Here is a 25,066-nt window from a genome sequence, read left to right on the forward strand (position 1 = left end):
TATTGAAGAGTTTGCAATTGTAAAAGAGTGCAGGTTAATCAATTTAGATACTTTTAGTTTTCAGGCACCTGATTTTTATAAGAAGCATGGATATAAAGTAATCGGAGTAAGTGAAGATCATCCGAAAGGACATAATCATTATTATTTAGAAAAACGGCTAAAAAGTATATAGAATTTGTTAACATTAGTATTTGGAATACACATGCAATAAGGGCGAGGTTATTATTAATTTCAGTATTAATTGAATCAATTTTTATTCTAAAACTGCAAGAACGTACTTTGGATAATCTTCCTAAGGTACGTTCTTTTTTTATATCAGTAGCCTATTCTTATTAATTCCACCAATACTGGTAAAGGCAAGACTTAACTAACTTATATATATTAAAAGGAGTTAATGGTAAAATGAATAGAAGACAGAAAATTCCTTTTATTAAAAATAGAGGAGGTACATATGAAAAAAGTAAATGTTACATATGCACTTTTATACGATAAAACAAACGAAAAGATCTTAATGGTAAAAAACAAAGGGGAAAATGGTTCTTATTATACATTACCAGGTGGCGCAGTTAAATTAGGAGAAACGTTAGAAGAAGCAGTAATTCGAGAAGTAAAAGAAGAAACAGGGTTACATATAAATGTAAACGGGATTTGTCCTATCAGCGAAGCCTTTTTTGAGGAAAGAGATCATCATGCAATTTTCTTTAATTTTCTAGGCGAAATAATTGGCGGGGAGACATATATATCAAGACCAAAAGAAATCGAAGAGATTACTTGGATGGAATTACATATAGCAGCACCGTATTTACGCATACCAGAACATTTACTAGATTTATTACAAAAGAAAGAAACAGTACCTTATTTTTTTAACGGAACAATCGTTCATCAATCTTCATAAAAATATTATCTCATGTAAGGCGGGGAAAACATGGAGTTTATCGTTAATCACAAACAATTCACTCAAGCACTTTCAGAAGTAAGTAAAGCAATATCAACAAAATCTTTAATTCCTATATTATCTGGTATAAAAATAACTGCAGATCAATCTGGAATTACTTTAATCGCAAGTAACTCGAATATTTTTATCGAAAAATTCATTCCTGTTTCAATTGAAGACGAAAAGATTGCAACTATTTTAAAGGCAGGAACTATTGTTGTACCTGCAAAGTATTTCATTGAAATAATAAAGAAAATGCCAAGTGATATAGCAATAAAAAGTAAGAATGAGCAATTAATTACGATACAATCAGAAGAAATCACATTAAGTTTAAATGGATTTCCTGCAGATGAGTTTCCGAATGTACCGCTTATAGACAATCATGCAGAAATCAAAGTAGAGACAGAGCAATTGATTGAAGTATTTAAACAAACAGTCTTTGCGGTAGCGAAAAATGAATCTAGACCTGTTCTTACTGGGGTGCATATAGAGTTATCTAATAATAAGTTAATTTGTGCTGCAACTGACTCACATAGACTAGCGATACGTGAAACATTGCTTTCCTCAGATGTAAAAGCAAATTGTATTGTACCAAGCGCAACCATTAGTGAACTTCTAAAATTAATGAACAGCAATTCAGAATTCGTATATATCTATCTTTCAGAGAGTCATATTATATTTACGCTCGGAACAACTACATTATATTCAAGACTAATCGAAGGTAAATATCCTAATATTTCTAATCTTATTCCGAACGACTTTAAAACGATTATTAACATAGATAGAAAAAAGATATTACAAGGTGTAGACCGATCAAGTTTATTAGCAAGTGAATGGGCCAATAACAATGTTAACTTAGAAATCATAAACGAATCTACAATTAAAATTTCTTCAAACGCTTCTCAAATTGGGCAAATATCCGAAACGCAACAAATAGATGCGATTCAAGGTGAAAAACAATTAAATATATCTTTCGATGGGCGTTTTATGGTTGATGCTTTAAGAGCAATAAAAGAAGAAACGATTACTTTAAGCTTTGGTGGTTCTATGAGACCGATATTGATTGAAGCAGGAGAGCAATCTGCAGCAGTACATCTTATATCACCAGTAAGAGCTTATTAGGGATAGAGGAAGGGATTACATTAGGTACAAGCAGACTTTTGTTTTATGAAATCATAAATTAATACATTATAAGAATGATGTATTAGTATAGCAAACAGTTTACTAAATCCTACATAATATAATTCAATCATAGACAAAGCAGCAATGGTAATCTGAAATACAAAGCAAAATAATAATAACCTAAATATAAAAGCATAGATTAATCGATATGGGGTGAGTACGATGAAGAAAGTAATTGTTTTACTCATTGGTATAGTTTTAATTATTTTTGCTTTTTATCAATACAACAAAAAAGACTATGCAGCTAAAAGTACTAACTTGTATGTAGAAGACTTTAAAGGGGCAAATGATTCAATAAAAATACAATCTGCTATTAATAAAGCAGCGTCTAGTAAAATAAAAACCGTATTGCTTGATGATAAAAAGTATAAAATCACGTCACCAATCACTGTTAAAAAAGGTGTGAAATTATTATTTGGTTATGGATCACAATTTGTGGTTGAGGGAAACTTTAGAGTTCTAGAACTAGAGAAAAACGCATCCATTGAAGGAGCGTATATAGCTATTGACGATCCTAAATTTAACTCTGAAGTTATTTATTTAGACGGTAAAAATAAATATTATAACACTTGGAACAAAACGCAAATAAAAGATATAAATATTATTAATTGGACGGAAACGAATAAAGGTACCGGAATTTCTTTATACTCTGCTGGAAAAGAAAATGAAATTTCGTTTGTTAACTTCGAAAACATTAAAATTGTAGGAATGGAAACCGGACTAAAATTAGTAGCAAAAAAACCGAGCACCGGACAAGCTTGGATAAATGCCAATCGTTTTATGAACTTTTCTTTAGAAGACTGTGTAAAAATGATTTATATGGATAGTCAAGTAACTACGCCAAATGAAATTAGTGGGAATCAATTTACAAATCTTCAAATACAGCCTTCAAATAAAACAAAAAGCATTATACAGGTAAGTGGTCAGCATAATGAATTTCATGGGATGGTGTGGGATTTAAATAAAATAAAACATGAAAACGAACTCATTGAACTGACTGATAAGAGTATGAATACAGTGGTTGAAATGTCCAGTGTACCAACAAATAGAGTTTTAGATAGTGGGAAATCCAATATAATAAAGTAATATTTTTATTTATGAATTCACTTCTAAAAGCAGATAGAAATAAAAATTTTAGACAGGAGATTCAATATGTGGAAAACAAATATTATCAAAACTACTAGAGGGAAATTTGAGTATTTTGTGAAGGGAGAAGGGCCGCCTTTATGCGTTACACATATGTATAGTGAATATAACAATAATGGAAATACTTTTGCAAACCCATTCACTGATTTTTATAGCGTATATTTAGTTAATTTAAAGGGTTGTGGGAATTCAGATTTAGCAAATAGCGATTCCGAATTTAGTATGACGGAAACGGTTAAAGATTTAGAAGCGATTCGGGAAGCTTTATATATTAATAAGTGGGGATTTGCTGGTCATTCAACAGGAGGGATGTTAGCTCTTGTATATGCGACTGAAGCACAAGAAAGTTTAACGAAAATAATTGTTGGTGGCGCAGCGGCGAGTATGGAATATGCATCCCATAAAGATAGTATATACTGTAGTAAAAATGAAAAATTTAATAGAATCGTATCAATTATGAATACATTAAATGATGATAGTATAGTACAAGAAGAAAGAAAAGCATTAAGTAGAGAGTGGGCACTTATGTCTTTTTATTCTGAAGAAAAGCTTGAAGAGGCATTAAAATTGCCGAATAGCGGAAAGACAGTTGGCAATCGGTTAAATTATTTTAGACAAGTTGAATATAAAGATTATGATGTTCGTCAGAAACTTAAATTCGTAAAAATCCCAAGTTTTATATACTGTGGTAAGCATGATGCGCAATGTCCCTACATATTTTCTCGTGAAATAGCAAATTTAATCCCGAACGCAGCATTAACTAAATTTGAAGAAAGTAATCATAATCCATTCGTTGAAGAAATAGACAAGTTTAATCAGTTTGTAAACGATACATTATAATCAATAAGTAAAAAGCGAATCTTCTATATAAGACAGATTCGCTTTTTACTATAATTAGACTTTTCGCCACCAAGCATACCTAGGATAGTCTGTAGATTTCAACGTAATAGATTCGCCAATTTGAGGCGTTGTAATTTTAACACCTAAACGGTTGGCTTCTTTCGTAACACGTTCTATCGGGTCACTCCATTCGTGTAATGCTAACGTAAAAGCACCCCAGTGAATTGGAAGAAGTAATTCTCCTTTAACATCAATATGAGCTTGTACCGTTTCTTCAGGCAACATATGAATAGCAGACCACCGCGAATCATATTGCCCGCATTCCATTAATGTAAGATCGAATGGACCGTATTTATCACCAATTTCCTTAAAGTGAGGGGCATAACCGCTATCACCACTAAAGAAAATTTTAGTCTCTTGACCAAGAATAAGCCATGAACACCATAATGAACAATCTCTATCTGTCATACCACGTCCCGAGAAATGCCTTGCAGGCGCACATACTAACTTAATATTATCAAACGTAATTTCGTCCCACCAATTATGCTCACTAATTTTACTAGGCGAAACACCCCATTTAATAAGATATTGTGCAACTCCAGTTGGAACATAAAAGTGCTTTGCGCGATCTTTTAACTGCATAATACTTTTGTAATTCAAATGATCATAGTGATTATGAGAAATGATAATCGCATCAATTTCTTGAAGTTCATCACGTTCTAAAGAAAAAGTACCACTATAGCGTTTACTATTAAACAAAGGAAATGGGGAAGAGGCATCTCCAAACATAGGGTCTAATAATAGTTTTTTACCTTCTATTTTCAAAAGAGAAGCAGAATGGCCAAACCATGTAACACTCTCTAACGATTCATTATCTTTATTTGATAAAACGATAGGCAAATCCTTTATAGGACGCAGCTTTGATTTTATTTTAAAGTAATCCGTCATTAAACTTATAATATCTTTCGGTTTAAAACTCATATCAGTATGAATTTGATTTGTATATTTCTTATTCATTCGTTCTCCTTTTTACGATTAACAATTTACGTATGTTGTTATTGTAGCTATTTGTAGTTTAAACTATATTATTTTACCTTTCATCTAAAATGCCTTGTATTTCATAAATCCGTCAAATTCATTATTTGTATCTATAAAGTACAAATCGCACAGCAGCAGCTAAGACAAATATTAAGTACATGTAAATTGTTTTTATTTAGTAAATTCCTTCTTATACGCAACAGAAAACATATGTTCTGTTGTATGTTATAGAAGAAAATATGTCTCTAATAAAAGAAAGGAAGGAGAGGATGTAAGTGCACATAGAACGAAAAAAGAAATCAAAATGTAAACTATCAAAATCTGAAATCATGCATTTGTATACTGAAGGGAAGAGCACCTCAGAAATCGCTATGCTTGCTAATGTGTCTGCAAGGTATATTCGTATGGTTTTATCAGACAATAACGTACCAAGGCGCGCTATAGGGAGTTGGAAGAGAAAGTATGACATAACAGAAGATTATTTTAAAACGTGGTCAAACAATATGGCTTATATTTTAGGGTTTATAGCAGCAGATGGTGTTATACAGAAAGAAAATCAATGTGTCAGTATATCTCAAAAAGAAAATTACATTTTAGAAGATATAAAACAAGAACTAAACACCAACCAGCCACTATATCGAAATAAAAAAACAGGCGTATATATGCTAAACATTAATAGCAAAGTAATAAAAGACGATCTAATGAATATTCACGGAATCATGCCATGTAAATCTTTTAACATTGAATTTCCTATAGTACCAGAAGAATATTTACATCATTTTGTTCGTGGATATTTTGATGGGGATGGTTACGTCAAGTATGAAACTTATACAGTTAATTTCGTAGGTGGATCATATAACTTTATGAATTCTTTACATCAAATTCTTCAAAATCGCAATTTACGAGCCGATTTACTAAATCAAAACAAACATTATCGCGTTATTTTATCTGGAAGAAAATCAATACAACTATTTTCAAATTGGATTTATAAAGACAAAGATATTTATTTGCATAGAAAATATGAAGTGTTTCAGAAAGAAAGTCTGAGTTTAGATCAATTACAAGATCGAAAATTAAAACAAACTCAAACTGCCGTTAAACAAAGAAAACAAAATTTCCTTGAAGAATATATGAAAAATAAATGTAATACTACAACTTGTTCAAATTTAGAAATAAGCGAATCGGCTTTCAAACGTTGGCTAAAAAATGATAATCAATTTAAAAGAGATTATGAAAAGATTAATTTAACAATATCCACTAGCGATAACTAAATATAAAATCCTAAAAAATCTTAGAATAGGTATGAAGATAGCTATTCTAAGGTTTTTTATTTTTAAATCATAAAGGATTCTTAATTTTATTGATTGAATATAATAAATACATAGATTTTACAATTGTCTTGATAAAAAAGGAGAGAGATAGCTTGCAAAAGAAATTTATCAATCCAGAAACGATGCCACCAACTTTTGGATATTCACATGTAGTGGAAGTTAGTAACGCTAAACGAACAATTTACATATCTGGACAAGTAGCGATTAACACTGATGGTCAAATAGTTGGCATTAGTGATTTAGCTACACAAACGCGACAAGTTTTCGAAAATATTAAAAGTGCATTAGAAACTTCGGAATTAAGATTTAATGATGTAGTAAAATTAACATTTTTCCTAACAGATATTTCTCAAATGGCCACTGTTAGAGATATACGAGATCAATACATTGATACTAAAAATCCACCAGCAAGTTCAGCTGTAGAAGTTAGAAAGTTAATTAACGATAACTTTTTAATTGAAATCGAAGCAATTGCTGTAGCAAACTAATTTTAAAAACTTATTATGAATCATATCAATGCAATCCGTTTAATGCGTTCAGTTAAAACGAATTGCATTTTTTATTGTCTTAAATATAATTTATATCTGGATACATTTTCATCAACAACTTATAAAACAAACAACTAAACAATCCATCACACAGAATGATTAAAAAAAAACGAGGGGAGGCTAATCACAAAATTAACTTACATATAATAAGTTTATTATTTAAAGTTAGTTAACATAATATATATTATAGGCAGTTGTAGAAACAAAGTAATATCAGGTATCAAAAACCAAGTAAACTATACTTAATGAGACGAAACAGAGATTTTTAGTGAGATTCACATGAAATCTTATCTAAACAAATTTCTTCAGTTTTTATCGTTTTTATTTGTTATAAATTCATCACAGCAAATCTTAATCAATAATCGCTTAAGATTTAACGAATTAAAAACATTTTTGATTGGCAAGAAATTTTTATACAGAAAAATTATTTCTATACAAAATATAAATTAGTAATTTTATTTTATGTTTTACTTAATGAATTTATTGCTATTTGCACATGTTTTACATCTTTACATTATTTGTTGTTATTTCTGTTATTTAGACTTGACTTTCATTACACTCATTGTTTTTTATTCTAGTTAACATAACGCTTATTTTTAACATAAAAAAATCCTCCTCACCTTCAGGAAGATTTTTTGTTTGCTATTATTTTATTTATATCTTCTAGTAACAATCCCAATTGTAAATGACATTGGAAAAATCTAGATTTAACAAATCTTCCTTACGTATAAAGAAATTAGCAACCCCAGAATCGCCCCACATAATATTTAATGAATCGTCTGTATCGATTTGCAGCAATAATATGTCATGTTGCTGGTATTTTTCTTCCCATTCCCTTGGATCTGTCTGTGTGAAAAATGGATAACCACCAATTTTATGTCCTTGATCCTTACATAAATCATCATACAGTTCGCTTAATTCTGTATTATTTTCTTCATCAACAATTTCTTCCCAATCAATGTTATCACTAAAAATCATTTCAAATCGATAATCTCTTGGTGTTACTGGTTGATATGCCAACTCAAACTTTAGTTTTGCTGCTTTGGGTATGATAAAATTCTCTAAATCTAAAGTGTTTAAATAACTAAAATCAGTAATCACCTTAGTTAAATCCGCTGTGATTGTAGAATGATAAACAATTCGAAAGTCTTTTTGGCTTGTGGGATGATCAAAATCTGCTCCAAAAAGATCTTCTTCAGCACTTATGAAAAACTGTAACATTCCATGTTGAGGCATATGTTCAATGTTTGGTATTTCTTCAAGGTTTAACTGCGCAAGTAACATCATAGGTTGTCCGTTTGAGTCTTTAGGATGCTCTTGATCTATAGGTAAATACGGATATCCACCAAACTTACTTTCAAAAAGCGTTGTCTCTGCTTGCGTTCCAGACACTTTAACATACGGTTTCACACTTTCTTCTAAAATACTACGATACTGTTCTAGTTCTTTCGGAATTTGAAGTTGATACGTATTCTTCACTACATTTGCCTCCCTTTAGTAATGAATTGAAAATGCCTAACTTAATTATATAGCAAGCGATAGCTTAATTGAAAATCGTTAAAAATCCATTTTCACCCTCATTTTTTGCGCGCTTGGTGGACAAAGTAGATTATGTTCTAAAACCTTTTTATTAATAGTTCGAATTAAGTCCGCTGCTTCTGCAGTATTTGTATTTTCTTTTAGTTTTTCTTTTAAATCATCAATTTCTTTTGAAAGCTCAATCCACCTAGGTAAAACATGATTATTTGCTAAAGTTCTATAAAGTTGCTTTTCAGGATTGTAAGAAAGATCTTTATCAAGATTAAGAGGTTTCCCTTTACCAGGTAAATTATCAAAAGCTCCTTTCTGTTCTGCTTGTTTAACGATAGAACTAATATGATCCTCATACGTATAAGACCAAACTTTCTCATCTTTTACTAAAATCTCTTGTTTTTTTAGTTTTTTATCTAGTTCTTCTTGATTCATAGATTCTCTCTCCTTTTTATTTTCTAATGTCGTTTTTGTAAATTCTAATGCCCTTAATCCATCGAATAGCTTTTCTCGCCACCATACGCTATCATGTCCGCCTTGAAACTCTTCGTAAGTGGTTTGGGCGTTTCTTTTCTTCTAAAGCTTTATATAGCCGTCTATTAGCCGTTAAAAGAGGTTCGTTTTCGAGTTCACCTACTGCTATGTAAGAATGTAGATGAGTCGCATTAGAATATATTGATGAAATTTGATTTTCAATCCAAGGAATTGTATTTTCATAATTATCCTTTTTCCAATGTACGGATTCAGACAGTGACAACACATTTCCGAAAATATGTGGATTTTGAAGTGCTGCATAAAAAGCTGCTAAGCCACCAAGACTGAAACCAGCAATTGTTATATGATTCTTTTCTTGATAAACGTGATACTTAGCTTGAATCCACGGAAGTAATTCCTTCGTTAAAAATGCATTCATTTTATCGTTATAAGTTAGCTCTTCTAATCGATCGACAGGATCTATAGCAACAGCAATACACGATGGGATTTCTTTTTCGTAAATTAAATAATTAAGTGTTTTTGTGATTGAAAGGTCATTAATGAATGAATTCCCATCAAATACAATGAGAAGTTCTTGAAGATGTGAAGTGTGAGAATAATCATGAGGCGTATAAATATGAATTTTGCGTGTGTTATTTAAAATCGAACTATAAAAAGAATATGTTTCAATCTTTCCGGATGGATAATCATTTGAAGGAAAACGAATGCTATATTGCACCTCCATTCCTATGTTTAACACAGACGCTTTATTGGTACCTTCTCCAAATGTATTTCGATTAAATTGGTCTATTTCGTACTGTTCACTACGCTTTATCCAATCATTTTCGAAAACATCGTTTACTGAAAAATAGTACGTTGAAATAAAACTCTTATCCGTCCTAAACGTTACATACCAAATATCTGTCTGTAACAATCGTTGTAATTGATTTACAGACAAATCCCAACCAGGAAAACTACCGAATACATAAACGTTTTCAGTGTTTTGATCCCCTAACCATATATACGTTATAAGCTTATACTGATTATCTGCAGGGCATTGTTCTATTAGTGGCGTGTGATTTGACTTTATTTCATGCGAAAAAGTATAAAGAGCTTTTTTGTTTCCATTCTTTAATTAATTTTTAAGCTTCTCTAACTTAGGACTGATTATTGTAGTCACCTCTCCTCCTTTGTAGTATTCTATATGTAGTTTTTTTCATTAGAATCCCTATATAAAAGTAGTCGTAAGTTATTTGTTTAGCGAAGTTATTTATTAGAAAAATAATCAATTGCCTGAATAGAAAGTTCTAATGATTTTATTCTTCTTTCTAAAAGCGTTCTTTGAGGACTCCCAAGCTTTGACTTAACGTAAATCTTTTCAATTGATGGAAGCAAACCAATTAGAACATTACGAGCTTCTGCTAAATCTTCCTGAGTATAATAATGAGTTTCTTGCTTCCAAACACTTTCTAACATAGCTAAGCCGATACTAGCTGCTTTGAGTCTTTTTTTCACTAAAGTAGTATTTGATCCTTTTTGAGTCATCTGTGATAAGGCATTTTCAAGTTTACTAATTGTTGACTGTAAAGATTTTATTGATTCTACTTTATCTATATTTGATACGTTTTTCATGTTAATGTTATCCCTTCTACGTTGCTAACTTGTTTTGTTTAATGTTTAATGAAATCCTTAAAAGCTTGATTTCACTCGAAATATTTTAACATAAATAACTAACTGTATTCGAGTTGGACAATAACTTAAAGTAAAACAGCTATTCCTCTCTCCTCCCCTGTATCATTCTATTATATGTACTTCTTTCTTCTCATTAGAATTCCTATATAAACTAGTTGTTAATATTGAATGTTTTATGAACAAAAAAACGTACAAGTAATGTAACCTGTACGTTTTCGCTTTTATTCAGTAAGGTAATAAAGTAATAGCTTCCTGGTCTTCTCATAACTTATGAAATCTCTATACAAAATGGGATAATTCACAATTTCTGTTTCTAGAAAACGATATTGCGGAAACCACTCAAAAAACGATTTTCTTAACCACTTTATTTGTTGAAACGTAATGTTCTGTTCGTTTCCATTTAGTACAGAATTTAAAGTAGCTGCTGTATGCATCCAATAATGATTAAAATCAGCGTTTATACAGTCATCTTCGGTAAATTTACTTTTTAAGTCTCGCTGCAATTTTGCTGTAGCACGATAAGGAAACGGTTTATGAAGTGGACTATGCATTTTCTGCAATTCCTTAAAAATAATTCGTTTTCCTAACTTCAACTTTCCACCCCTTTATTTCCCTATCCAATTTAATAAGTTTTCATAATGATATTGAGCATCTATATACCCAAGATTATATAGATTAACGAGCTTTTCCTTATTTCTTTCTATTCCGCTTATAGGAAGCTGTACACTTGGTTGAATTACATAAAAATTATCTTTTTGTTCTTCTCGATTCATATAAGATATCGTCTCATTATAAAAACGATAATGGTCTACTAAATTCTCTGCGATTTTCGGATATTTTCTATATAAAATTTTAGCCAGGCCTGAAAATTTATTTCGCTGCTTCTCATATCCTTCTGGCTTTGTCATAATGACAACGTTCTTTTCATAACCATCCTTTTGGGCTTTCAAAACTGGTATAGGGTCTATAATCCCTCCATCTAATAATTTTCGATTATTATATTCTACAGCAGGTGCTATAAACGGTACAGAGCTTGAGGCGCGAATGATTTTTAAAATATCATTTCCGTGTTCTGCTTTATTATAATAAATGGCTTGTCCTGATTCGCAATCAGTCGTCCCTATGACAAACTGTTCATTACATTTTAAGAAAGTTTGAAAATCAAATGGTACAATTTTATTAGGTACTTCATCAAATAAAAAATCCATTCCGAATAATTCGCGTTTTCGAATCAAATTTCGATAAGATATATAACGGTGATCTGCTACTAGCTCTGTATTTACTTTCTTATTTCTCCCTTTTTGACGTGATAAATAAGTTGCTCCCATACAGGCTCCAGCTGATACGCCGACTACATACGGAAAGAATAAGTTCTTTTCCATGAAATATTCGAGTACACCTGCAGTATATAAACCTTTCATTCCTCCGCCTTCTAATACTAAACCTATATTCTTCATGCTATATCCCTCTGCTTCTTTTTTCTTAATTTCATATTAGCATAAGATTTTAAGATGAGGTTATATAAACTAATTACAACAATAACCAGAAACTACTAAAGTAATGTCATAATATCTTTGTGAGTAACATGTTACAATATAAGTAATTCATTCCACATATATTAAAGGAGGAATTTAATATGGGTTTATTTAGCGGTATTTTAGGAAATGCATCAAATACGAGTTCTGAAAGTGTAGAACGTGATTTAGAGAAGATTATGCTAGACGATGAAAAAGTAGAGCATGCTTATAAATTAATTCGTGATTTAATCGTATTTACAAATCGTCGTCTTATTTTAGTAGATAAACAAGGAGTAACTGGCAAAAAAACAGAATACCATTCTATTCCTTATAAAAGTATTACACAATATAGCATCGAAACGGCTGGGCATTTTGATTTAGATGCAGAACTTAAAATTTGGGTGTCTAGTATGGAGGATCCAATTACGAAAGAATTTAAAGGTGACGATAGTATTTTAAGCATTCAAAAAGCGTTAGTAACCTTTACGACAAAGTAGTGGTTTTTGTATTTTTATTCATTTTTAAAATTACTAATCCGAGTATTTTGGAAGAACATACATTATTTTTGTATTTTTAATCTAAAATAACATAAAAAGGTAAAGCGTATTTTATATGCTTTACCTTTCTTTTTTGTAATAAATAAGTGTAGTTTCATCATTTAATTTCTTTATAACTTCTGTTCTTTTATACTCCATCTTTTCATACAAAAAACAATTTTTCTCTTCTTCTAAAATAGTAGCAAGTTCCCAGCTCGTTGCTTCAGGAAACATTTCCTCAATTAATGTAAGTACCTTTTGGGCAATTCCTTTTCCTTGATAACTCGGGTGAATAAACATTGGACTGATCCAAAATTTAGAGGGTGTTTCTTTTTGTGAAATGCATATCGCTCCAACAAGATTCATTGCCACTATTATTTTATAGAAGCCACCGTCTACATGATTTATTCTACAAATATTTTTTTCGATAGTTTCATTTGCTGGATTTGTTTCATAGTCTTTATATTAATGTAATAAAGGGCTAAATGAGTCTATTTGCATTTGAAATATAACTTCTGCATCACTTTCTGTCGCCTTCTCTAATGTAATCTCCATGTTACCAATTAAGTCGCTTTCTTAACGAGGTAATATGAGCGGTATGATGACGACCATGCCATGCATATAGTCCTATTGCAACAGCAAGTTTTGTTTCACCAGTTTCAGGATGGTTAAATGTCTTTTCTAAATCTTCAATTTCTAGAGAATATAAAAGGTTAACCCATCTTTTATGTAATGAATCTAGCATTACTAGTGAAACATCTACCGGTAATTTTGAATCGGGTAACTCTGCCCACTTCTCTTCTTTATACGGCTTAATAGTTGGATTCTTTTCTGTCAGTGCTAATTTAAAGCGTATGTAGCTATTCATATGGCTATCAACAACGTGATGAACAACTTGACGGACAGTCCACCCTCCAACGCGATATGGTGTATCTAACTGCTTCTGATCTAAATCTTTAATTGCCTTTGTTAGTTCATGAGGTAAATCTTCAATTTCTTGAATCCATGTATCAATCATTTCTTCAGTTATAGGACGTTTGTATGTAAATTGGCCAATTGGATAACGTAAATCATTCATGAATAAGTCCTCCTTATTATAAGCGCGAAGTATTTCTCCAAATATAGTGTACAAACTTCACATGTTCTCCATTTAATTCTACAGATGTTATATCTGATTCGTTTTGATAAGAAGAAAATCCGCTTTTTTCTAGTACAATTTGTGATGCGAGATTATTAGTAGTTGTTTTAGCATGAACTTCAGTAATTTCATTCTTTTTCGCTACATCTAAAATTAATTTTACGGCTGCTGTAGCAACTCCTTTTTTAGTAAATTTTTCTCCGACCCGATACCCTAGAGAACTAATTCGAGTTTCCGTATCTATATCTACTAAATTAATTCGCCCTACAATTTCTTTTTCTTCATTACGAATTAAATAAAAATAAGAATCTCCATCTGCTTGTTCTATTAATAAATCGTCTAGTAGTTTTTGGAAATATTCAAATTCAAAATATTTTGAGCCACGATTTGGTACCATTGTTTCAAAAAAATATTTATTCGTAAGTTCAAACGTAAATAAATCCTTAGCATCTTGTTTCTTTAGTTGCTCTATGTATATTTCCATCCCGTATTCTCCTTCTAGATTTACTAACTGTTATACATTCTTTTTTAATCAATTATATTCCTGCTATTACTTTCGATTAAGTAATACAGATAGTAGCACTTTCGGATGAAAAAGATGAAATGGACTACGAATTAAATTCATCACTCGTACTAACCGAATATAAACATCAGAATTACTTGCGGATAGTCGATATATTTGTTTCGTATACCATAGCTGAAATTTTTGTTTTGTAGTTAATTCTCTCTTTAGTTGCGGATGACGTGATATTTCCGTTGTTGTCATATCCCATGGGGTTTCTATTATATTAGCTGCCTTTTTATAAAATTGTTGTGTAAATGTTTTATCAAGTTGTTTTCTACCTTGCAGAAGTAATTGCAACTGGTGAGCCTCCATAGCAGCAACTGATACGCCTTGGCCGAAAACGGGATCAAAACGACATTGCGCATCTCCAACAACTAATAAGCCTTCTGGTACATTATTCACTAAATCAAATCGCCGGCGTACTTGATAGGGAATTTTGTATGTCTTTATATCAGTAATTCCCTCAGCCTTGTTTAGGAAGTCTGTAACATTAGAAATTGATAGGTTTTCAGCAAAATCATAAAACTCATCATCTGTTTGTGGTGCTTTCTCGTTTGCGTATCCACTGAAAGTAACAAAATAACGATTATCTTCTATCGTTTGAATAAGAACGCCATAAGGGTTATCAGGGAAACTCGGAGACATTAGCACATTGCAACAGTCTAATTTCTCATTTTCTTTAAGTTTGAACATTTTCGTTGCGTAAAATAAATCAATACGAATTTTCTCTTCTTGTACTTCAATTTCGTATTCTCGTAACCACTCTATACTTTTTGAGCCAAATCCACTCGCATCAACTACAAGGTCTGCATGAACTTCTTCTTGTATGTCTGTCTCTAAATATTTAACTTTTACTCCACACACTTTGTTAAGCTTTTCATCTACCAATAACCCTTTAACCAATGTTTCATATTTAATAGTAATATTTGAAATCTGATGTATTCGTTTTTGAATATGCCATTCTAGTAAAGGACGACTTTGTTGAATCATATGTACTTCCCCTATGAACGGTTGTTTCCATAGACCGAATTGATGCCATTTCAAATCACGTGTAAAGTTGTTTATAATACTACCCGCTTCTATTAATTCATTCGTAATAGTAGGAAACAATTCTTCAATTGCTTTTTCTCCACCTTTTAATAACACGTGAGGATGATTACTTTGTGGAACTCTTTTTCTTGAAGCTTTTCCATCCCATTTTTCACCGACTTCTAAAATGATTACTTCTTTAAAAAAAGTTGATAATGCTTTTGCTGCAAACTTTCCTGCCATACTTCCACCAATAACGATAGCCTTATTAAACATATTTTCCCCCTTAATAAAAAGAGATCCTGCCTTGTATGAATGAAACAGGATCTTAAACTAATTAACTTCTTTATCATTATACTTAAAATACATCAGTAAATTGCAACGTTAAAATTAAAATACCTAATCCCCATACGTAATACGCGAATACTTTTAAGGAGTGATGTTTTAAATATTGAATCATCCATGAAACGGCTATGTATCCAAAAAACGCTGCTGATAACGTTCCGACAATTAAAGATGTACTAGAAATAGATTCTGCTTTCCCTTGAAAAACGTCTGCAAATTGCAAAATGATAGCTCCAACAATAGCTGGTGTCGACAGTAAAAAAGAAAAGTAAGCAGCAGTTTCACGGTCTAATTTTCTCCATAATGCAGCGACAATTGTCATTCCAGAACGGGAAATGGCTGGAAAAATAGCAGCAGCTTGAAATGAACCGATAATTAATGCGTCTTTATATGTTATGTCACCCATTTTTTTACGACCATTCTTTTGTTTATCTGCCATGTAGAGAAAGAATCCGGTCACTAAAAACTCCCAACCGATCGTGATTCCTGTTTTTGAAATATCTTCAAAGAAGTCTTTAAACAATAAACCAATAACAACTGCAGGTATCGTCCCAACAATAAGTAATAACATGAGCTTTGAAAATGGGTTTTTAATTAAATATATAAATTCTTTTTTGTAATAAATAAACACTGCAAGTAAAGTCCCAATATGCAACATCGTATCTAAAAATAAGCCTGCTTCATCTAATTGAAATAAATGCCTTCCTAAATAAAGATGTCCGGTACTACTGATTGGTAAAAATTCTGTTAAACCTTGAATTATACCTAATATGAAAGCTTCTAACCAATTCATGATGGTCTCCTTTCTCTTTTGCTTGTACCAATATATGAGGGTTAAATTTTCGATATGAAAAAAACTATATTTCTCTATGAATTTACTTTTCGTTTATGGATATATATGTAAAGAGAATTAAGGAGGGTTATTATGTGGAAGCACACAAAATTCGGTAATGTATTACTTTGGATGGGCCCTATCCTTGTATTTTTAGGACTATGTATGACAAATGTTATTTCAGATATTCCTTTCTTTGAGGGAAAACATAAAACGCTTGGTATTGTACTTATATTTATAGGGATATTCTGTTTTATTGTGGCTAATCATTTGAAAAAAGGAGAAAGATATGAAGAATAAATCTAAATAAAAAACAATCCTGGCATATTAGCTAGGATTGTTTTTTATTAATGTTGATTATTTGTAGAATACTTTATCAACGTTATATTTCGCTTTGTATTCATTAATGATATACGTTTCGTAAATTTCTCTTTCTGTTGGATCTTCTACGATACATGCATCAATGCGGTATACTTCATCACGGTGATTTTTAATTGGTGAAACATTATCTTCAAAATGCTTCTTAATACGTTGTCTAATTTTACGAGCTTTACCTACGAAAAGTAGTTCGTCATTAATATTGTAAAACATAAAAATGCCGCCTTTATCTCTAGGGAACAAGTGGAAATCGATAAATCCATTAATTGGAGTAATGATTGGCTCGTCTCCTTTAATAACTTGTTTACGTTCAGTAATTGTAACATCAACTTCAGGGATACTAATTTTAATCAAGTTCATTCACGTCCTCTTTTATTATAAAGATAAATAATAGCATACATATGTAAGAAAAGCTACGTTCATAGGTATATTTCATTTTATAATTCAAATATTATAGGTGTATCATGTAAACTCTTCTTCCAAATCATATGATCACTTGATTCTCCCCAATAATCTTTCAGTACATAACTAGGCTCTCCAAACTTCTTTGTCCATATACTTTGCGCTTTTCTGTATCCACTATCTAAACAGAATTCTGTTATTCCTCTGCTAAGTAACGTAAGAAACATTGTATGTAGCAGTAAACTCCCGATACCCTTTCTTTGATACTCTGGAAGTATAAATACAGTTCCTATTTCATACAAATCCTTAAGTACACCACCTGTACAACTATTAATCAATGTACTTGCTGGACCAACTTCAATTGTTCCAATGATTTTATCGTTATTTGTATCAATCGCTAATAAAAAGTAACGACTTTCTCCGTTACTTTCAAAATCACTTTTCAAATACCGCTTTTTTGAGTTAATTTCATTTTCTATGTCATCCAATAATTGTGACAATCCTTCATTTTTGTATGTATTCGTAATAACGATACGGAAAAATAAATATAGTTCATCTACATCATTCAAATTCGGTCTTCTAACTGCAACGTTAGTCATGAATGCATTCTCCAATCTTCATTATGCCATTGTCAATACAACACTTTACATAATCTATTCATCATTATTCTGCAAAAACCTGCATAAATCCAGCAGTATAGAAAGCTCAGTATAAATATCAATAAAATAATTTTTATATCCATAGTTGTATGAACAGCAGGACCAAGTACCGGAAAGCGGAAAACATCGAGAACGATCATAATACCTATAAGTAGACAAGTTGCTGAAAAAGAAACAATCCAAATTCTTTTCTTTAATTTTAAAAAGGATACCCCTAAGGCTAGACCTAATAAGCCTGTAGTAAAAGGAAAAACAATTAGTTCACTGGGCTCAATAATAAATAATAGAAGAATAGTAAGAATATAAGAAAGTATTCCCTCACGAATAGAATAGAAAATAGCAAAAAAAATCGGTAATGTCGAAAATGGACTAATGAGCAAACCTATACCAGGAATTAAGTTCCCCGCTGCTTGAAACATGGTAGCCAATGCACTCATCAAAGCTGTAAGTACTAATTTATTCGCAAGGGACAATTTCCTTTTATGAACAAAGCTTGTATCATGCTCTATCATCAGTTGATACCAATAACGTACAAACCGATTCATTAAAATACCCCCTAAAGATACCTCATTCATTACTTTCTATATTATTCGTACACATACGGTTTATGAGTTACTTTCTGCAAGTTAATAGATGCTCATACATTGAAGATTTTTAGGGGGATAAGTTAAGTCGTGCGTTTTGGGAACAGAATGAATTCCTTATATTATATTTTTAGACTGATAATTTGTATCGTATTAAGGGATAATTTCAAAAATGGTACCTTTATTAAAATCAGTTACTTTCATAGAACCGTAAACTCCTAAATATAATTTAGTTTGATTCAAATTTGTTCCTAAACTCATATAATAAGCTGCTTGCGTACCAAAATCATAATTGGTTTCAATAGCATGAAAATCAGCATGTTTACCGTCTGTACCTGCTCTAGTATATGCTAAAACACCTTTAACTGGCGGTCGAGAATCTTCTTTCTTAGCAAGGTCAGTAAACACTACGCTACCTGTTAAATTTGGAATTGCATTTCCCATATATGGCTGAACTCCTGTAAGGGAAGTTCCTCCAAACTTATCGGGTCTGGAATCTTGATGAAAATAACTAAGTAGAGGCAGAATACGCCTCGCTGAAGTTTGTATTGTTTCATCATAATAAGTCATTGTTCTTTCATCCAAAGTCTGATTTTCGGAACAATGCCGTATAAAAGAAGTAGGTAAATCCCCTTCCCATCCTCTCCAACCAAAATTGATAAACCCATCTTGATTGGGAGTGAGCCTCATAAAATGCATTTGAACAAGTTCTGTAACCGGTATAGGTTTATATTGAACAAATGAAAAAATAGACTCTACAATATCTTGTCCGACATTTCCGGCGTATTTGATATATTGATTATAAAACCTTTGAAATGAAATGCCGGTTATATTACGTACTCCTTTTGCAATTACTGTAAGTGTTTCTTGTATAGATAAAGGAAGTTCATCGAAGCGTGTAACTACAGGAGGGTTATTTATAAATGTATTTTTACTTACATCGATTTCAATTATTTTACCTGCTATTTCTAAATCATCTTGGCTTAAGTTAAATGGATCATAACCTGATCCGCCATCTCCATTTGTAAAAACAAGTTTTCCAGTCTCAGGTGAAAAGTTTAAACTATTGACTCCGTTATGATTAAAAAATGGTCTTCTTACATTCAGTAATGTTCGTCGCTTTTGAGCTTGACCATTAGGTTGTAAAGTCCATTCTTCCACAGTATCAATGTGATCATATTGCGTATTTCTATTAACCCACTTTAAATTTAATGTTTTAGGGTCACAAGGATTCGGTTTAAATTGTTCAGAAAGTGCACCTGGCCCTTGAGTTCCGGCTACTGAATAATGTAGATAAAATAACCTATTTTGATAAAATTGTGGATGGAACGCAAGTCCTAGCAATCCGCGTTCATCATAACCGCTACTAGAAACACCTTCTTCAAATGTACCTAATTTAATAATTAGGTGACGAATATCTAAAAATATCTTTATAACTCCATTCACTATGTAAAAAATCTCTCCTAATTGGGTTGCGATAAATAGTCTTTCAGTCGATTCGCCTGGAAGTATTGTTGTTTTCAATACGGTTGGTAAATTTATATTATGAACAATGGGTCGTAAACTAACTTTAACTTTTGTCAATTAACTGTACACCCCTTTTTCTTCTTTTTATAGAAGAATATGATTAGAGTAGTTCTGTTAGTATCAAATAAGTCGTATTCCTTTTTATTACAATTTTGTATATAATATAATTATAAATAATATGGGGGACGAACTATGATAATCGTACTACAAATCATCTTACCACTAATTTTCGCAGTCTATTTATTTACCCTCTATCATAACGGGACGTATGGATCAGCTTCATTCATTTTAGCAGTCATGATAGGAATTTTCGGTTTAGAGAATATTTTTCAATATGCTAGTCTAACAGATCATGCTATTTATCCATATTGGGGAAGTTTGAAGGCTGTTGTTATCGTTTTATCAGTCGTATTTCTATTTAAAAAAGGTGGTTTAACAGGAAAATATTGATTTGTAATGCGTTACATATTTTCTTGTTAAATTGCTTTTATTTTATAAAAGAAGAAATATTTATGTGAAAACAAGAAGGGATGTGTTACATATGTCTATAAATATTATTTCAATAATCTCTATCATAATATGGATTGTGTTAATTACAGAACTTATAAAACCTTCAAAAGAACAGAATGGACGAAAAATAGTAACTTTAGTAACTGCTGGTTCCGTATCAACACTTATTTTGACGGTTTCATTTATTCAAAATATCCCGTTTTGGAATTAATAGTGATATTCATAACAAAAATATGTATAAATAAAAAGATTAGGATTCACTCCTAATCTTTTTATATTTTGAGGTAGCACCATATGCCCAGCAAGCTAAGGTCTTGAAGTAGCCTCTAAACAAAATTTTAAATTTTTCTAAAGTTATTTATGTGAATTCAAATCGTTTTCAGGAACATATGTGATCCTTTTATAATTTGAAGTTCTTTTTAAGCTTCTTATATTTTCTGTACGAACGTCTAACAATGTTTAACATAAAATACGGTATTTTAACGGGGAAAGGCAATTTATAAATGAAAGGAAAATAAAAGGTGAAATATGCCTTTTCTAGGTCTCTCCACTTACTATCTTCTTTTGTTTTTAAGAAATCAGATACATCGACTACATATCCCCTTCCTTTTTCCATCATCACATTTTTCCCGTGAACATCACAAGGAGTTAACCCTTGTTCCCTCGCATACTCTAAAGCCTCATTAATATCAAGTATTACTTGCTTAGGAATTTTAATTCCCTTATGAATAGCATCGTATAAGGTAATTTCTTTTAAACGTTTCAATACTATGAAATTTTCTCCTTTATATATAAGCTTTGAATAAGAAGGATGATCTCCAATTCTTCGGTATACTTCTGACTCTTTTTCAATTCCTTCTCCTTCTCGCACGTAAACTTTCACTACCCAATCTTTGTATTCTTTGTGCATGAATACTGCGGCATAATTACCTGTTCCTAAACACTTCCAAAGTCTAGGAATATCTTTAACTACTACAGGCTCGAATTCATCCTCACTTCTTATACTTACCTCTTTTAATAATTCGTCCTTTATCAATCCCACAAAACTATTTATACTCATCATTCCCACTCCGGTTTTGCTAAAAGGGGGCCCACCCACATTTTAACGAAAATATACACTAAGCGAATTTTAGCATAAAACGAGTCATCTTTCTTCTTAAAATAAAAAGCTAACTCGTTTTATTTAAACTGTTGAATACTTAATATCTATTCCGTTATTCATAGCCAAAAACCGTACGATATAAAAATATTTCTAACTATTTTCATTTTTTCAGAGTCAACTGTATAGGGCTTTTCTTAGTACAAGTTCTCTTAGTAAATTACCTATACAAAATCTATATTACTCTATTTTATAATCTAAAACATTGTTTAGAAGTGTAGCAAAGGTTTGTTAATGGTTCCATTCTTGTTCCAATACTATCTTTGTTAGCTAAAACTTTTATTGTTTTAATAGTCTTTTGTTTAATTCCCACAATGCTGTTTTGTTGCTATCCCATTTCAAAAACGTTACTGCTTCCTCAAAGCATAACCATTTATAATTGAAGTGTTCTTTAGATAATGATATGTTTTTTGTAGGGACTTTAACTCCAAAAGAAAATTCTTTTATTACATAAACCTCTTCTCCCCAAAGGAATCCTCCAACTACATCTTCTACTGATAGTGAAGACACCGAATCTAATTGTATATATGGACATTCTCTTGTAATACCAGCCTCTTCAAATGCTTCCCGTTTTGCTGATTCAATAGGAATCTCACCGTCTTCTCCGCCACCAGCTATTCCTTGCCAATAACCATAATCACTTCGGTTAAAAATGGCATATTGAATAGAATCGGCAGTTTTTATATAAGGAAATATCAATACTTGATATGGCGCTCTCATTACTTAACCTCCTCTCGAAAATAAGTTTTAAAGCAATATGAATAAAGAGCCAACATCACAATTCTACATTATTAATGCAGGTTTATAATGTCGGCCCTCTATTTTTAAATAATTTTATTTTTCATAAACATGCTTACTCTTAACAGAGGAAAAACTACTTATTCTCTGTCGAATTTGTTTAGCATGGTTTTTCATAAATGTTAGCAGTACTCCATATTATTCAATTGCGCCAGCAACGTCATAATCATTTAAATCTAATTCAATCGGTTGTCCGAGCGCTAGTTTAGCAAGTTCCGCTCCTAAGTATGGACCAGCTGTTAAACCCGAAGCCCCTAATCCATTCGCAACGAGAATTCCTTCAAAGTTAGGTAGTGGCCCGATAACAGGTAAGAATCCTGGTGTGAATGGTCTGAATCCAACTCTCGTTTCAAGCATTGTAGCATTTTCTAAGCCAGGTGCAACTGCTAATGCCTTATGGAATACTTCATGTAAACCACCTGCTGTTACACGATGATCGAAACCAGTATCATTCTCATGTGTTGCACCAATTACGACATGACCATTGTCAAACGTTAAAATATATTGATCGTTCGGTGGCATAACAACTGGCATATTTTCTGTTGCTGTATTTTCAATTTGCAGATGAACAATTTGTCCTTTTTGGAATGTAACTAAGAAATTAATTCCTAATGGGTTCAAGATTTCATTCGCCCATGCGCCTGCAGTTACAATAACCTTTTCTGCTAAAATTGTTTCATCGTTTACTGTAACTCCAGTAATATGATTTCCTTCACGGACTAATATGGCATCGCCTTTTATAAAAGTTGCACCATGTTTTTTCGCAGCACTTATTAATGCATTGCGTAATAATCTTCCATTCACTCGTGCAGCACCACTAATATGAACAGAACTATATTCGTCTGATAATGCTGGGAATAATTTTTTTGTTTCTTCAGCTGATAAGCGAGTTATTTCACCAATCTCTGGGGCATCTTCACGTCGTTTATAAGCTCGCTCTTCCATTTGATCTAACTTTTTCTCGTCAGTATGTAAACTAATTGCACCTACACGATTATATCCTGTGTCAGTTTCACCGTCTTCTTCTAATTGCTGAATTAACGAAGAATAGTAACGTGCACCGCCTTTAACGATTTTATACCATGCTTTATTACGACGCTGTGATAGCCATGGACATACAATACCTGCTCCTGCATCAGTTGCTTGCCCTAATTGTTGGCGATCCACGATAGTAACATTCGCACCTGCCTTAGCAAGATGATAAGCAGTAGACGCTCCTAAAATTCCAGATCCAACTACAATATACGATTTCATTTCAAACACCTTTTCTCTTTTGCTAATTATATAAATATAAGAACATTCCTTAGTATAATGGAAGGAATGCTTTTTTCAATGCACTCATCACAATTAATTGTTGCAGCATTGTGACTTTCTTAATCATTATTTTTTCTTCTTACGGAATAATTCAATTGTTTTATAGCCTTGTGAAAGGATCTCTATCATTTTCTCTAGACGTTTTTCACGTGTTTTTTCTTGTTTTACAGAAAAAAGATTACGTGCCCAATCTTTCTGATATCCAGGCGTTAAACTTTGATAAAACTTAAGTTCATTCGGGTGATTTGTTAATAATGCTTCAACATCTTTAATTCGATCTGCATAATCGGCAACACATTGACTCATAGCAGATGTTTTCGTTGTTTTTTTCTTTTCACGTTTTAAACCTACAACAGTAAAGACTTCATCCATACTTACCATTCGTGCAAATTTAATATCGCTTTCTCCCACATAACCATCTTCTCCAACGTTTAATGCCGGAAACATCTCATCACGGTGAATAAACGTACTATAACGAGCATTACCTTTTTTCGGATATGCGAAGAATACGTAACCTTTTTCAATTAGTAATTCTTCATTACTAATAATAAAATTCGTTTGTTTCACCATTTCATCAAGCGTTTCTACAAATATAAAGATAGCATCGTGTTCTTTTGAGAATGCAGTTTCTTTACCTGTAAAAATGTCATAATCGCTTGGTTCGTTAATAACGACCATATTTGTATACTTATTAAGTTTCAATTTATCAATAACTGACATAATAATCTTCCTTTACATTCAAAGTTTATTGTACATACTTTTTCGTACTGTTCTAGTGTATTATATGTATTAAGAAAATCAAACTTTAAATCGTATTATTCTGCTGCAAAAGAACATAATTCTTTACTAGATGGGGTGGTTTTATGCCATATGTAATCCGAGATGAAGGGCTAGTTTTACAAGGGGATGATGGAAAAGAACCAATTTTTCATACATATGAAGAAGCTGAGGAAACATTAAAAACATTAACTATACCGTAGTTTCCGAAACATATTAGAAGAAAACCATTTACACCAAAAATAATAAAGATAGCCGTTTCTGAATAAGAACCGGCTATC

Annotated in this window: 29 protein-coding genes and 3 pseudogenes; 12 read left to right on the top strand and 20 right to left on the bottom strand. The window is 31.8% G+C overall.

Features of this window, described 5'->3' with window-relative positions; translation table 11 throughout:
• The 5 genes and pseudogenes from H6481_RS22730 to H6481_RS22750 all read left to right on the top strand — a co-directional run.
• Window positions 1–172 (top strand): annotated as a pseudogene (locus H6481_RS22730) (GNAT family N-acetyltransferase); the annotation flags it as partial.
• A gap of 279 nt (window positions 173–451) precedes the next feature.
• Window positions 452–895, top strand: coding sequence for an NUDIX hydrolase (locus H6481_RS22735; protein WP_182813280.1), 444 nt, complete (start codon window positions 452–454; stop codon window positions 893–895).
• A 30-nt stretch (window positions 896–925) separates the two neighbouring features.
• The gene (gene dnaN, locus H6481_RS22740) at window positions 926–2,056 is read left to right on the top strand and encodes a DNA polymerase III subunit beta (protein WP_000394489.1); all 1,131 of its coding nucleotides are present in this window, start codon (window positions 926–928) and stop codon (window positions 2,054–2,056) included.
• A 222-nt stretch (window positions 2,057–2,278) separates the two neighbouring features.
• Window positions 2,279–3,202, top strand: a complete 924-nt coding sequence (locus H6481_RS22745; RefSeq protein ID WP_153218013.1) for a hypothetical protein — start codon at window positions 2,279–2,281, stop codon at window positions 3,200–3,202.
• Window positions 3,203–3,268: 66 nt separating this feature from the next.
• Complete coding sequence (locus H6481_RS22750) at window positions 3,269–4,102, top strand: alpha/beta fold hydrolase (protein ID WP_000266020.1); 834 nt, start codon at window positions 3,269–3,271, stop codon at window positions 4,100–4,102.
• A 54-nt stretch (window positions 4,103–4,156) separates the two neighbouring features.
• On the opposite strand, the gene H6481_RS22755 is transcribed toward H6481_RS22750, so the two are convergent.
• Window positions 4,157–5,119, bottom strand: a complete 963-nt coding sequence (locus H6481_RS22755) for an MBL fold metallo-hydrolase (protein WP_182813282.1) — start codon at window positions 5,117–5,119, stop codon at window positions 4,157–4,159.
• 296 nt (window positions 5,120–5,415) lie between these two features.
• Between H6481_RS22755 and H6481_RS22760 the strand changes: the two genes are divergently transcribed.
• Window positions 5,416–6,411: an LAGLIDADG family homing endonuclease gene (locus H6481_RS22760; RefSeq protein ID WP_182813283.1), complete on the top strand. Its 996-nt coding sequence runs from the start codon at window positions 5,416–5,418 to the stop codon at window positions 6,409–6,411.
• Between the two features lie 152 nt (window positions 6,412–6,563).
• Window positions 6,564–6,959, top strand: a complete 396-nt coding sequence (locus H6481_RS22765; RefSeq protein ID WP_182813309.1) for a RidA family protein — start codon at window positions 6,564–6,566, stop codon at window positions 6,957–6,959.
• Window positions 6,960–7,682: 723 nt separating this feature from the next.
• Here H6481_RS22765 and H6481_RS22770 read toward each other — a convergent pair.
• The 6 genes from H6481_RS22770 to H6481_RS22790 all read right to left on the bottom strand — a co-directional run bounded on the left by H6481_RS22770 (window position 7,683) and on the right by H6481_RS22790 (window position 12,172).
• Window positions 7,683–8,498 carry a YwqG family protein gene (locus tag H6481_RS22770; RefSeq protein WP_182813284.1) on the bottom strand — a complete coding sequence of 272 codons (816 nt, stop codon included), beginning with the start codon at window positions 8,496–8,498 and terminating at the stop codon, window positions 7,683–7,685.
• A 78-nt stretch (window positions 8,499–8,576) separates the two neighbouring features.
• Entirely contained in the window at window positions 8,577–8,984 is a 408-nt protein-coding gene (locus tag H6481_RS28975; protein WP_001987779.1) for a DUF1992 domain-containing protein, read from the bottom strand.
• Between the two features lie 91 nt (window positions 8,985–9,075).
• Window positions 9,076–10,113 carry an alpha/beta hydrolase-fold protein gene (locus H6481_RS28980; RefSeq protein ID WP_346655888.1) on the bottom strand — a complete coding sequence of 346 codons (1,038 nt, stop codon included), beginning with the start codon at window positions 10,111–10,113 and terminating at the stop codon, window positions 9,076–9,078.
• Between the two features lie 176 nt (window positions 10,114–10,289).
• Window positions 10,290–10,655: a hypothetical protein gene (locus H6481_RS22780; protein WP_023522106.1), complete on the bottom strand. Its 366-nt coding sequence runs from the start codon at window positions 10,653–10,655 to the stop codon at window positions 10,290–10,292.
• A 281-nt stretch (window positions 10,656–10,936) separates the two neighbouring features.
• Entirely contained in the window at window positions 10,937–11,308 is a 372-nt protein-coding gene (locus tag H6481_RS22785) for a YxiJ-like family protein (RefSeq protein WP_000765936.1), read from the bottom strand.
• Between the two features lie 12 nt (window positions 11,309–11,320).
• The gene (locus tag H6481_RS22790; RefSeq protein WP_023522107.1) at window positions 11,321–12,172 is read right to left on the bottom strand and encodes a patatin family protein; all 852 of its coding nucleotides are present in this window, start codon (window positions 12,170–12,172) and stop codon (window positions 11,321–11,323) included.
• A gap of 179 nt (window positions 12,173–12,351) precedes the next feature.
• Between H6481_RS22790 and H6481_RS22795 the strand changes: the two genes are divergently transcribed.
• Window positions 12,352–12,729, top strand: coding sequence for a PH domain-containing protein (locus H6481_RS22795; RefSeq protein WP_000522472.1), 378 nt, complete (start codon window positions 12,352–12,354; stop codon window positions 12,727–12,729).
• Window positions 12,730–12,849: 120 nt separating this feature from the next.
• On the opposite strand, the pseudogene H6481_RS22800 reads toward H6481_RS22795, so the two are convergent.
• From H6481_RS22800 to H6481_RS22820, 5 genes and pseudogenes are all read right to left on the bottom strand, one after another.
• Window positions 12,850–13,323 (bottom strand): annotated as a pseudogene (locus tag H6481_RS22800) (GNAT family N-acetyltransferase).
• A 1-nt stretch (window position 13,324) separates the two neighbouring features.
• Window positions 13,325–13,846: a YfiT family bacillithiol transferase gene (locus tag H6481_RS22805; RefSeq protein WP_000999062.1), complete on the bottom strand. Its 522-nt coding sequence runs from the start codon at window positions 13,844–13,846 to the stop codon at window positions 13,325–13,327.
• 16 nt (window positions 13,847–13,862) lie between these two features.
• Window positions 13,863–14,390: a GNAT family N-acetyltransferase gene (locus tag H6481_RS22810; RefSeq protein WP_000409246.1), complete on the bottom strand. Its 528-nt coding sequence runs from the start codon at window positions 14,388–14,390 to the stop codon at window positions 13,863–13,865.
• A gap of 66 nt (window positions 14,391–14,456) precedes the next feature.
• Window positions 14,457–15,776, bottom strand: a complete 1,320-nt coding sequence (locus H6481_RS22815) for an FAD-dependent monooxygenase (protein ID WP_182813285.1) — start codon at window positions 15,774–15,776, stop codon at window positions 14,457–14,459.
• A gap of 82 nt (window positions 15,777–15,858) precedes the next feature.
• A complete protein-coding gene (locus tag H6481_RS22820; RefSeq protein ID WP_088020209.1) occupies window positions 15,859–16,638 on the bottom strand; it encodes an undecaprenyl-diphosphate phosphatase in 780 nt (259 codons plus the stop codon).
• 132 nt (window positions 16,639–16,770) lie between these two features.
• Here H6481_RS22820 and H6481_RS22825 point away from each other — a divergent pair, with 132 nt between their 5' ends.
• A complete protein-coding gene (locus tag H6481_RS22825; protein WP_000265470.1) occupies window positions 16,771–16,977 on the top strand; it encodes a hypothetical protein in 207 nt (68 codons plus the stop codon).
• Window positions 16,978–17,034: 57 nt separating this feature from the next.
• Here H6481_RS22825 and H6481_RS22830 read toward each other — a convergent pair whose 3' ends face one another.
• The 4 genes from H6481_RS22830 to H6481_RS22845 all read right to left on the bottom strand — a co-directional run bounded on the left by H6481_RS22830 (window position 17,035) and on the right by H6481_RS22845 (window position 20,284).
• A complete protein-coding gene (locus tag H6481_RS22830; RefSeq protein WP_001048947.1) occupies window positions 17,035–17,415 on the bottom strand; it encodes a nucleotide excision repair endonuclease in 381 nt (126 codons plus the stop codon).
• Window positions 17,416–17,492: 77 nt separating this feature from the next.
• On the bottom strand, window positions 17,493–18,056 hold the full coding sequence (locus H6481_RS22835) for a GNAT family N-acetyltransferase (protein ID WP_000185964.1): 564 nt from the start codon (window positions 18,054–18,056) through the stop codon (window positions 17,493–17,495).
• Window positions 18,057–18,088: 32 nt separating this feature from the next.
• Window positions 18,089–18,661, bottom strand: a complete 573-nt coding sequence (locus H6481_RS22840) for a hypothetical protein (protein WP_001079231.1) — start codon at window positions 18,659–18,661, stop codon at window positions 18,089–18,091.
• Between the two features lie 192 nt (window positions 18,662–18,853).
• Window positions 18,854–20,284, bottom strand: coding sequence for a PQQ-dependent sugar dehydrogenase (locus tag H6481_RS22845; protein WP_182813286.1), 1,431 nt, complete (start codon window positions 20,282–20,284; stop codon window positions 18,854–18,856).
• 135 nt (window positions 20,285–20,419) lie between these two features.
• Here H6481_RS22845 and H6481_RS22850 point away from each other — a divergent pair, with 135 nt between their 5' ends.
• Together H6481_RS22850 and H6481_RS22855 are read left to right on the top strand one after the other, a co-directional pair.
• A complete protein-coding gene (locus H6481_RS22850; protein ID WP_000587696.1) occupies window positions 20,420–20,677 on the top strand; it encodes a hypothetical protein in 258 nt (85 codons plus the stop codon).
• 91 nt (window positions 20,678–20,768) lie between these two features.
• Window positions 20,769–20,948 (top strand): hypothetical protein, encoded by a 180-nt coding sequence (locus tag H6481_RS22855; RefSeq protein ID WP_000026312.1) that lies wholly within the window; start codon window positions 20,769–20,771, stop codon window positions 20,946–20,948.
• A 189-nt stretch (window positions 20,949–21,137) separates the two neighbouring features.
• Here the strand turns inward: H6481_RS22855 and H6481_RS22860 are convergent, their stop codons facing one another.
• The 4 genes from H6481_RS22860 to H6481_RS22875 form a co-directional block, all read right to left on the bottom strand.
• The gene (locus H6481_RS22860; RefSeq protein WP_000026522.1) at window positions 21,138–21,797 is read right to left on the bottom strand and encodes a serine/threonine protein kinase; all 660 of its coding nucleotides are present in this window, start codon (window positions 21,795–21,797) and stop codon (window positions 21,138–21,140) included.
• Between the two features lie 378 nt (window positions 21,798–22,175).
• On the bottom strand, window positions 22,176–22,616 hold the full coding sequence (locus tag H6481_RS22865; protein ID WP_001202588.1) for an NUDIX pyrophosphatase: 441 nt from the start codon (window positions 22,614–22,616) through the stop codon (window positions 22,176–22,178).
• A gap of 216 nt (window positions 22,617–22,832) precedes the next feature.
• Window positions 22,833–23,948: an FAD-dependent oxidoreductase gene (locus H6481_RS22870; protein WP_000844382.1), complete on the bottom strand. Its 1,116-nt coding sequence runs from the start codon at window positions 23,946–23,948 to the stop codon at window positions 22,833–22,835.
• Window positions 23,949–24,074: 126 nt separating this feature from the next.
• Complete coding sequence (locus H6481_RS22875) at window positions 24,075–24,728, bottom strand: YdeI/OmpD-associated family protein (RefSeq protein ID WP_000110846.1); 654 nt, start codon at window positions 24,726–24,728, stop codon at window positions 24,075–24,077.
• Between the two features lie 143 nt (window positions 24,729–24,871).
• Between H6481_RS22875 and H6481_RS28985 the strand changes: the two are divergent.
• A pseudogene (locus H6481_RS28985) lies at window positions 24,872–25,054 on the top strand (hypothetical protein).
• The last annotated feature ends 12 nt before the right edge of the window (window positions 25,055–25,066 follow it).

It is taken from the genome of Bacillus sp. ME78 (genome assembly GCF_903970865.1).
GTDB lineage: Bacteria > Bacillota > Bacilli > Bacillales > Bacillaceae_G > Bacillus_A > Bacillus_A cereus.

Excerpts from the sequence above, each read along its gene's own strand:
- H6481_RS22735 (WP_182813280.1), top strand. The coding sequence starts at position 452 with ATGAAAAAAGTAAATGTTACATATGCACTTTTATACGATAAAACAAAC.
- dnaN (WP_000394489.1), top strand. The coding sequence starts at position 926 with ATGGAGTTTATCGTTAATCACAAACAATTCACTCAAGCACTTTCAGAA.
- H6481_RS22745 (WP_153218013.1), top strand. The coding sequence starts at position 2,279 with ATGAAGAAAGTAATTGTTTTACTCATTGGTATAGTTTTAATTATTTTT.
- H6481_RS22750 (WP_000266020.1), top strand. The coding sequence starts at position 3,269 with ATGTGGAAAACAAATATTATCAAAACTACTAGAGGGAAATTTGAGTAT.
- H6481_RS22755 (WP_182813282.1), bottom strand. The coding sequence starts at position 5,119 with ATGAATAAGAAATATACAAATCAAATTCATACTGATATGAGTTTTAAA.
- H6481_RS28975 (WP_001987779.1), bottom strand. The coding sequence starts at position 8,984 with ATGAATCAAGAAGAACTAGATAAAAAACTAAAAAAACAAGAGATTTTA.
- H6481_RS22780 (WP_023522106.1), bottom strand. The coding sequence starts at position 10,655 with ATGAAAAACGTATCAAATATAGATAAAGTAGAATCAATAAAATCTTTA.
- H6481_RS22790 (WP_023522107.1), bottom strand. The coding sequence starts at position 12,172 with ATGAAGAATATAGGTTTAGTATTAGAAGGCGGAGGAATGAAAGGTTTA.
- H6481_RS22795 (WP_000522472.1), top strand. The coding sequence starts at position 12,352 with ATGGGTTTATTTAGCGGTATTTTAGGAAATGCATCAAATACGAGTTCT.
- H6481_RS22805 (WP_000999062.1), bottom strand. The coding sequence starts at position 13,846 with ATGAATGATTTACGTTATCCAATTGGCCAATTTACATACAAACGTCCT.
- H6481_RS22810 (WP_000409246.1), bottom strand. The coding sequence starts at position 14,390 with ATGGAAATATACATAGAGCAACTAAAGAAACAAGATGCTAAGGATTTA.
- H6481_RS22815 (WP_182813285.1), bottom strand. The coding sequence starts at position 15,776 with ATGTTTAATAAGGCTATCGTTATTGGTGGAAGTATGGCAGGAAAGTTT.
- H6481_RS22820 (WP_088020209.1), bottom strand. The coding sequence starts at position 16,638 with ATGAATTGGTTAGAAGCTTTCATATTAGGTATAATTCAAGGTTTAACA.
- H6481_RS22825 (WP_000265470.1), top strand. The coding sequence starts at position 16,771 with ATGTGGAAGCACACAAAATTCGGTAATGTATTACTTTGGATGGGCCCT.
- H6481_RS22830 (WP_001048947.1), bottom strand. The coding sequence starts at position 17,415 with ATGAACTTGATTAAAATTAGTATCCCTGAAGTTGATGTTACAATTACT.
- H6481_RS22835 (WP_000185964.1), bottom strand. The coding sequence starts at position 18,056 with ATGACTAACGTTGCAGTTAGAAGACCGAATTTGAATGATGTAGATGAA.
- H6481_RS22840 (WP_001079231.1), bottom strand. The coding sequence starts at position 18,661 with ATGAATCGGTTTGTACGTTATTGGTATCAACTGATGATAGAGCATGAT.
- H6481_RS22850 (WP_000587696.1), top strand. The coding sequence starts at position 20,420 with ATGATAATCGTACTACAAATCATCTTACCACTAATTTTCGCAGTCTAT.
- H6481_RS22855 (WP_000026312.1), top strand. The coding sequence starts at position 20,769 with ATGTCTATAAATATTATTTCAATAATCTCTATCATAATATGGATTGTG.
- H6481_RS22860 (WP_000026522.1), bottom strand. The coding sequence starts at position 21,797 with ATGAGTATAAATAGTTTTGTGGGATTGATAAAGGACGAATTATTAAAA.
- H6481_RS22865 (WP_001202588.1), bottom strand. The coding sequence starts at position 22,616 with ATGAGAGCGCCATATCAAGTATTGATATTTCCTTATATAAAAACTGCC.
- H6481_RS22870 (WP_000844382.1), bottom strand. The coding sequence starts at position 23,948 with ATGAAATCGTATATTGTAGTTGGATCTGGAATTTTAGGAGCGTCTACT.
- H6481_RS22875 (WP_000110846.1), bottom strand. The coding sequence starts at position 24,728 with ATGTCAGTTATTGATAAATTGAAACTTAATAAGTATACAAATATGGTC.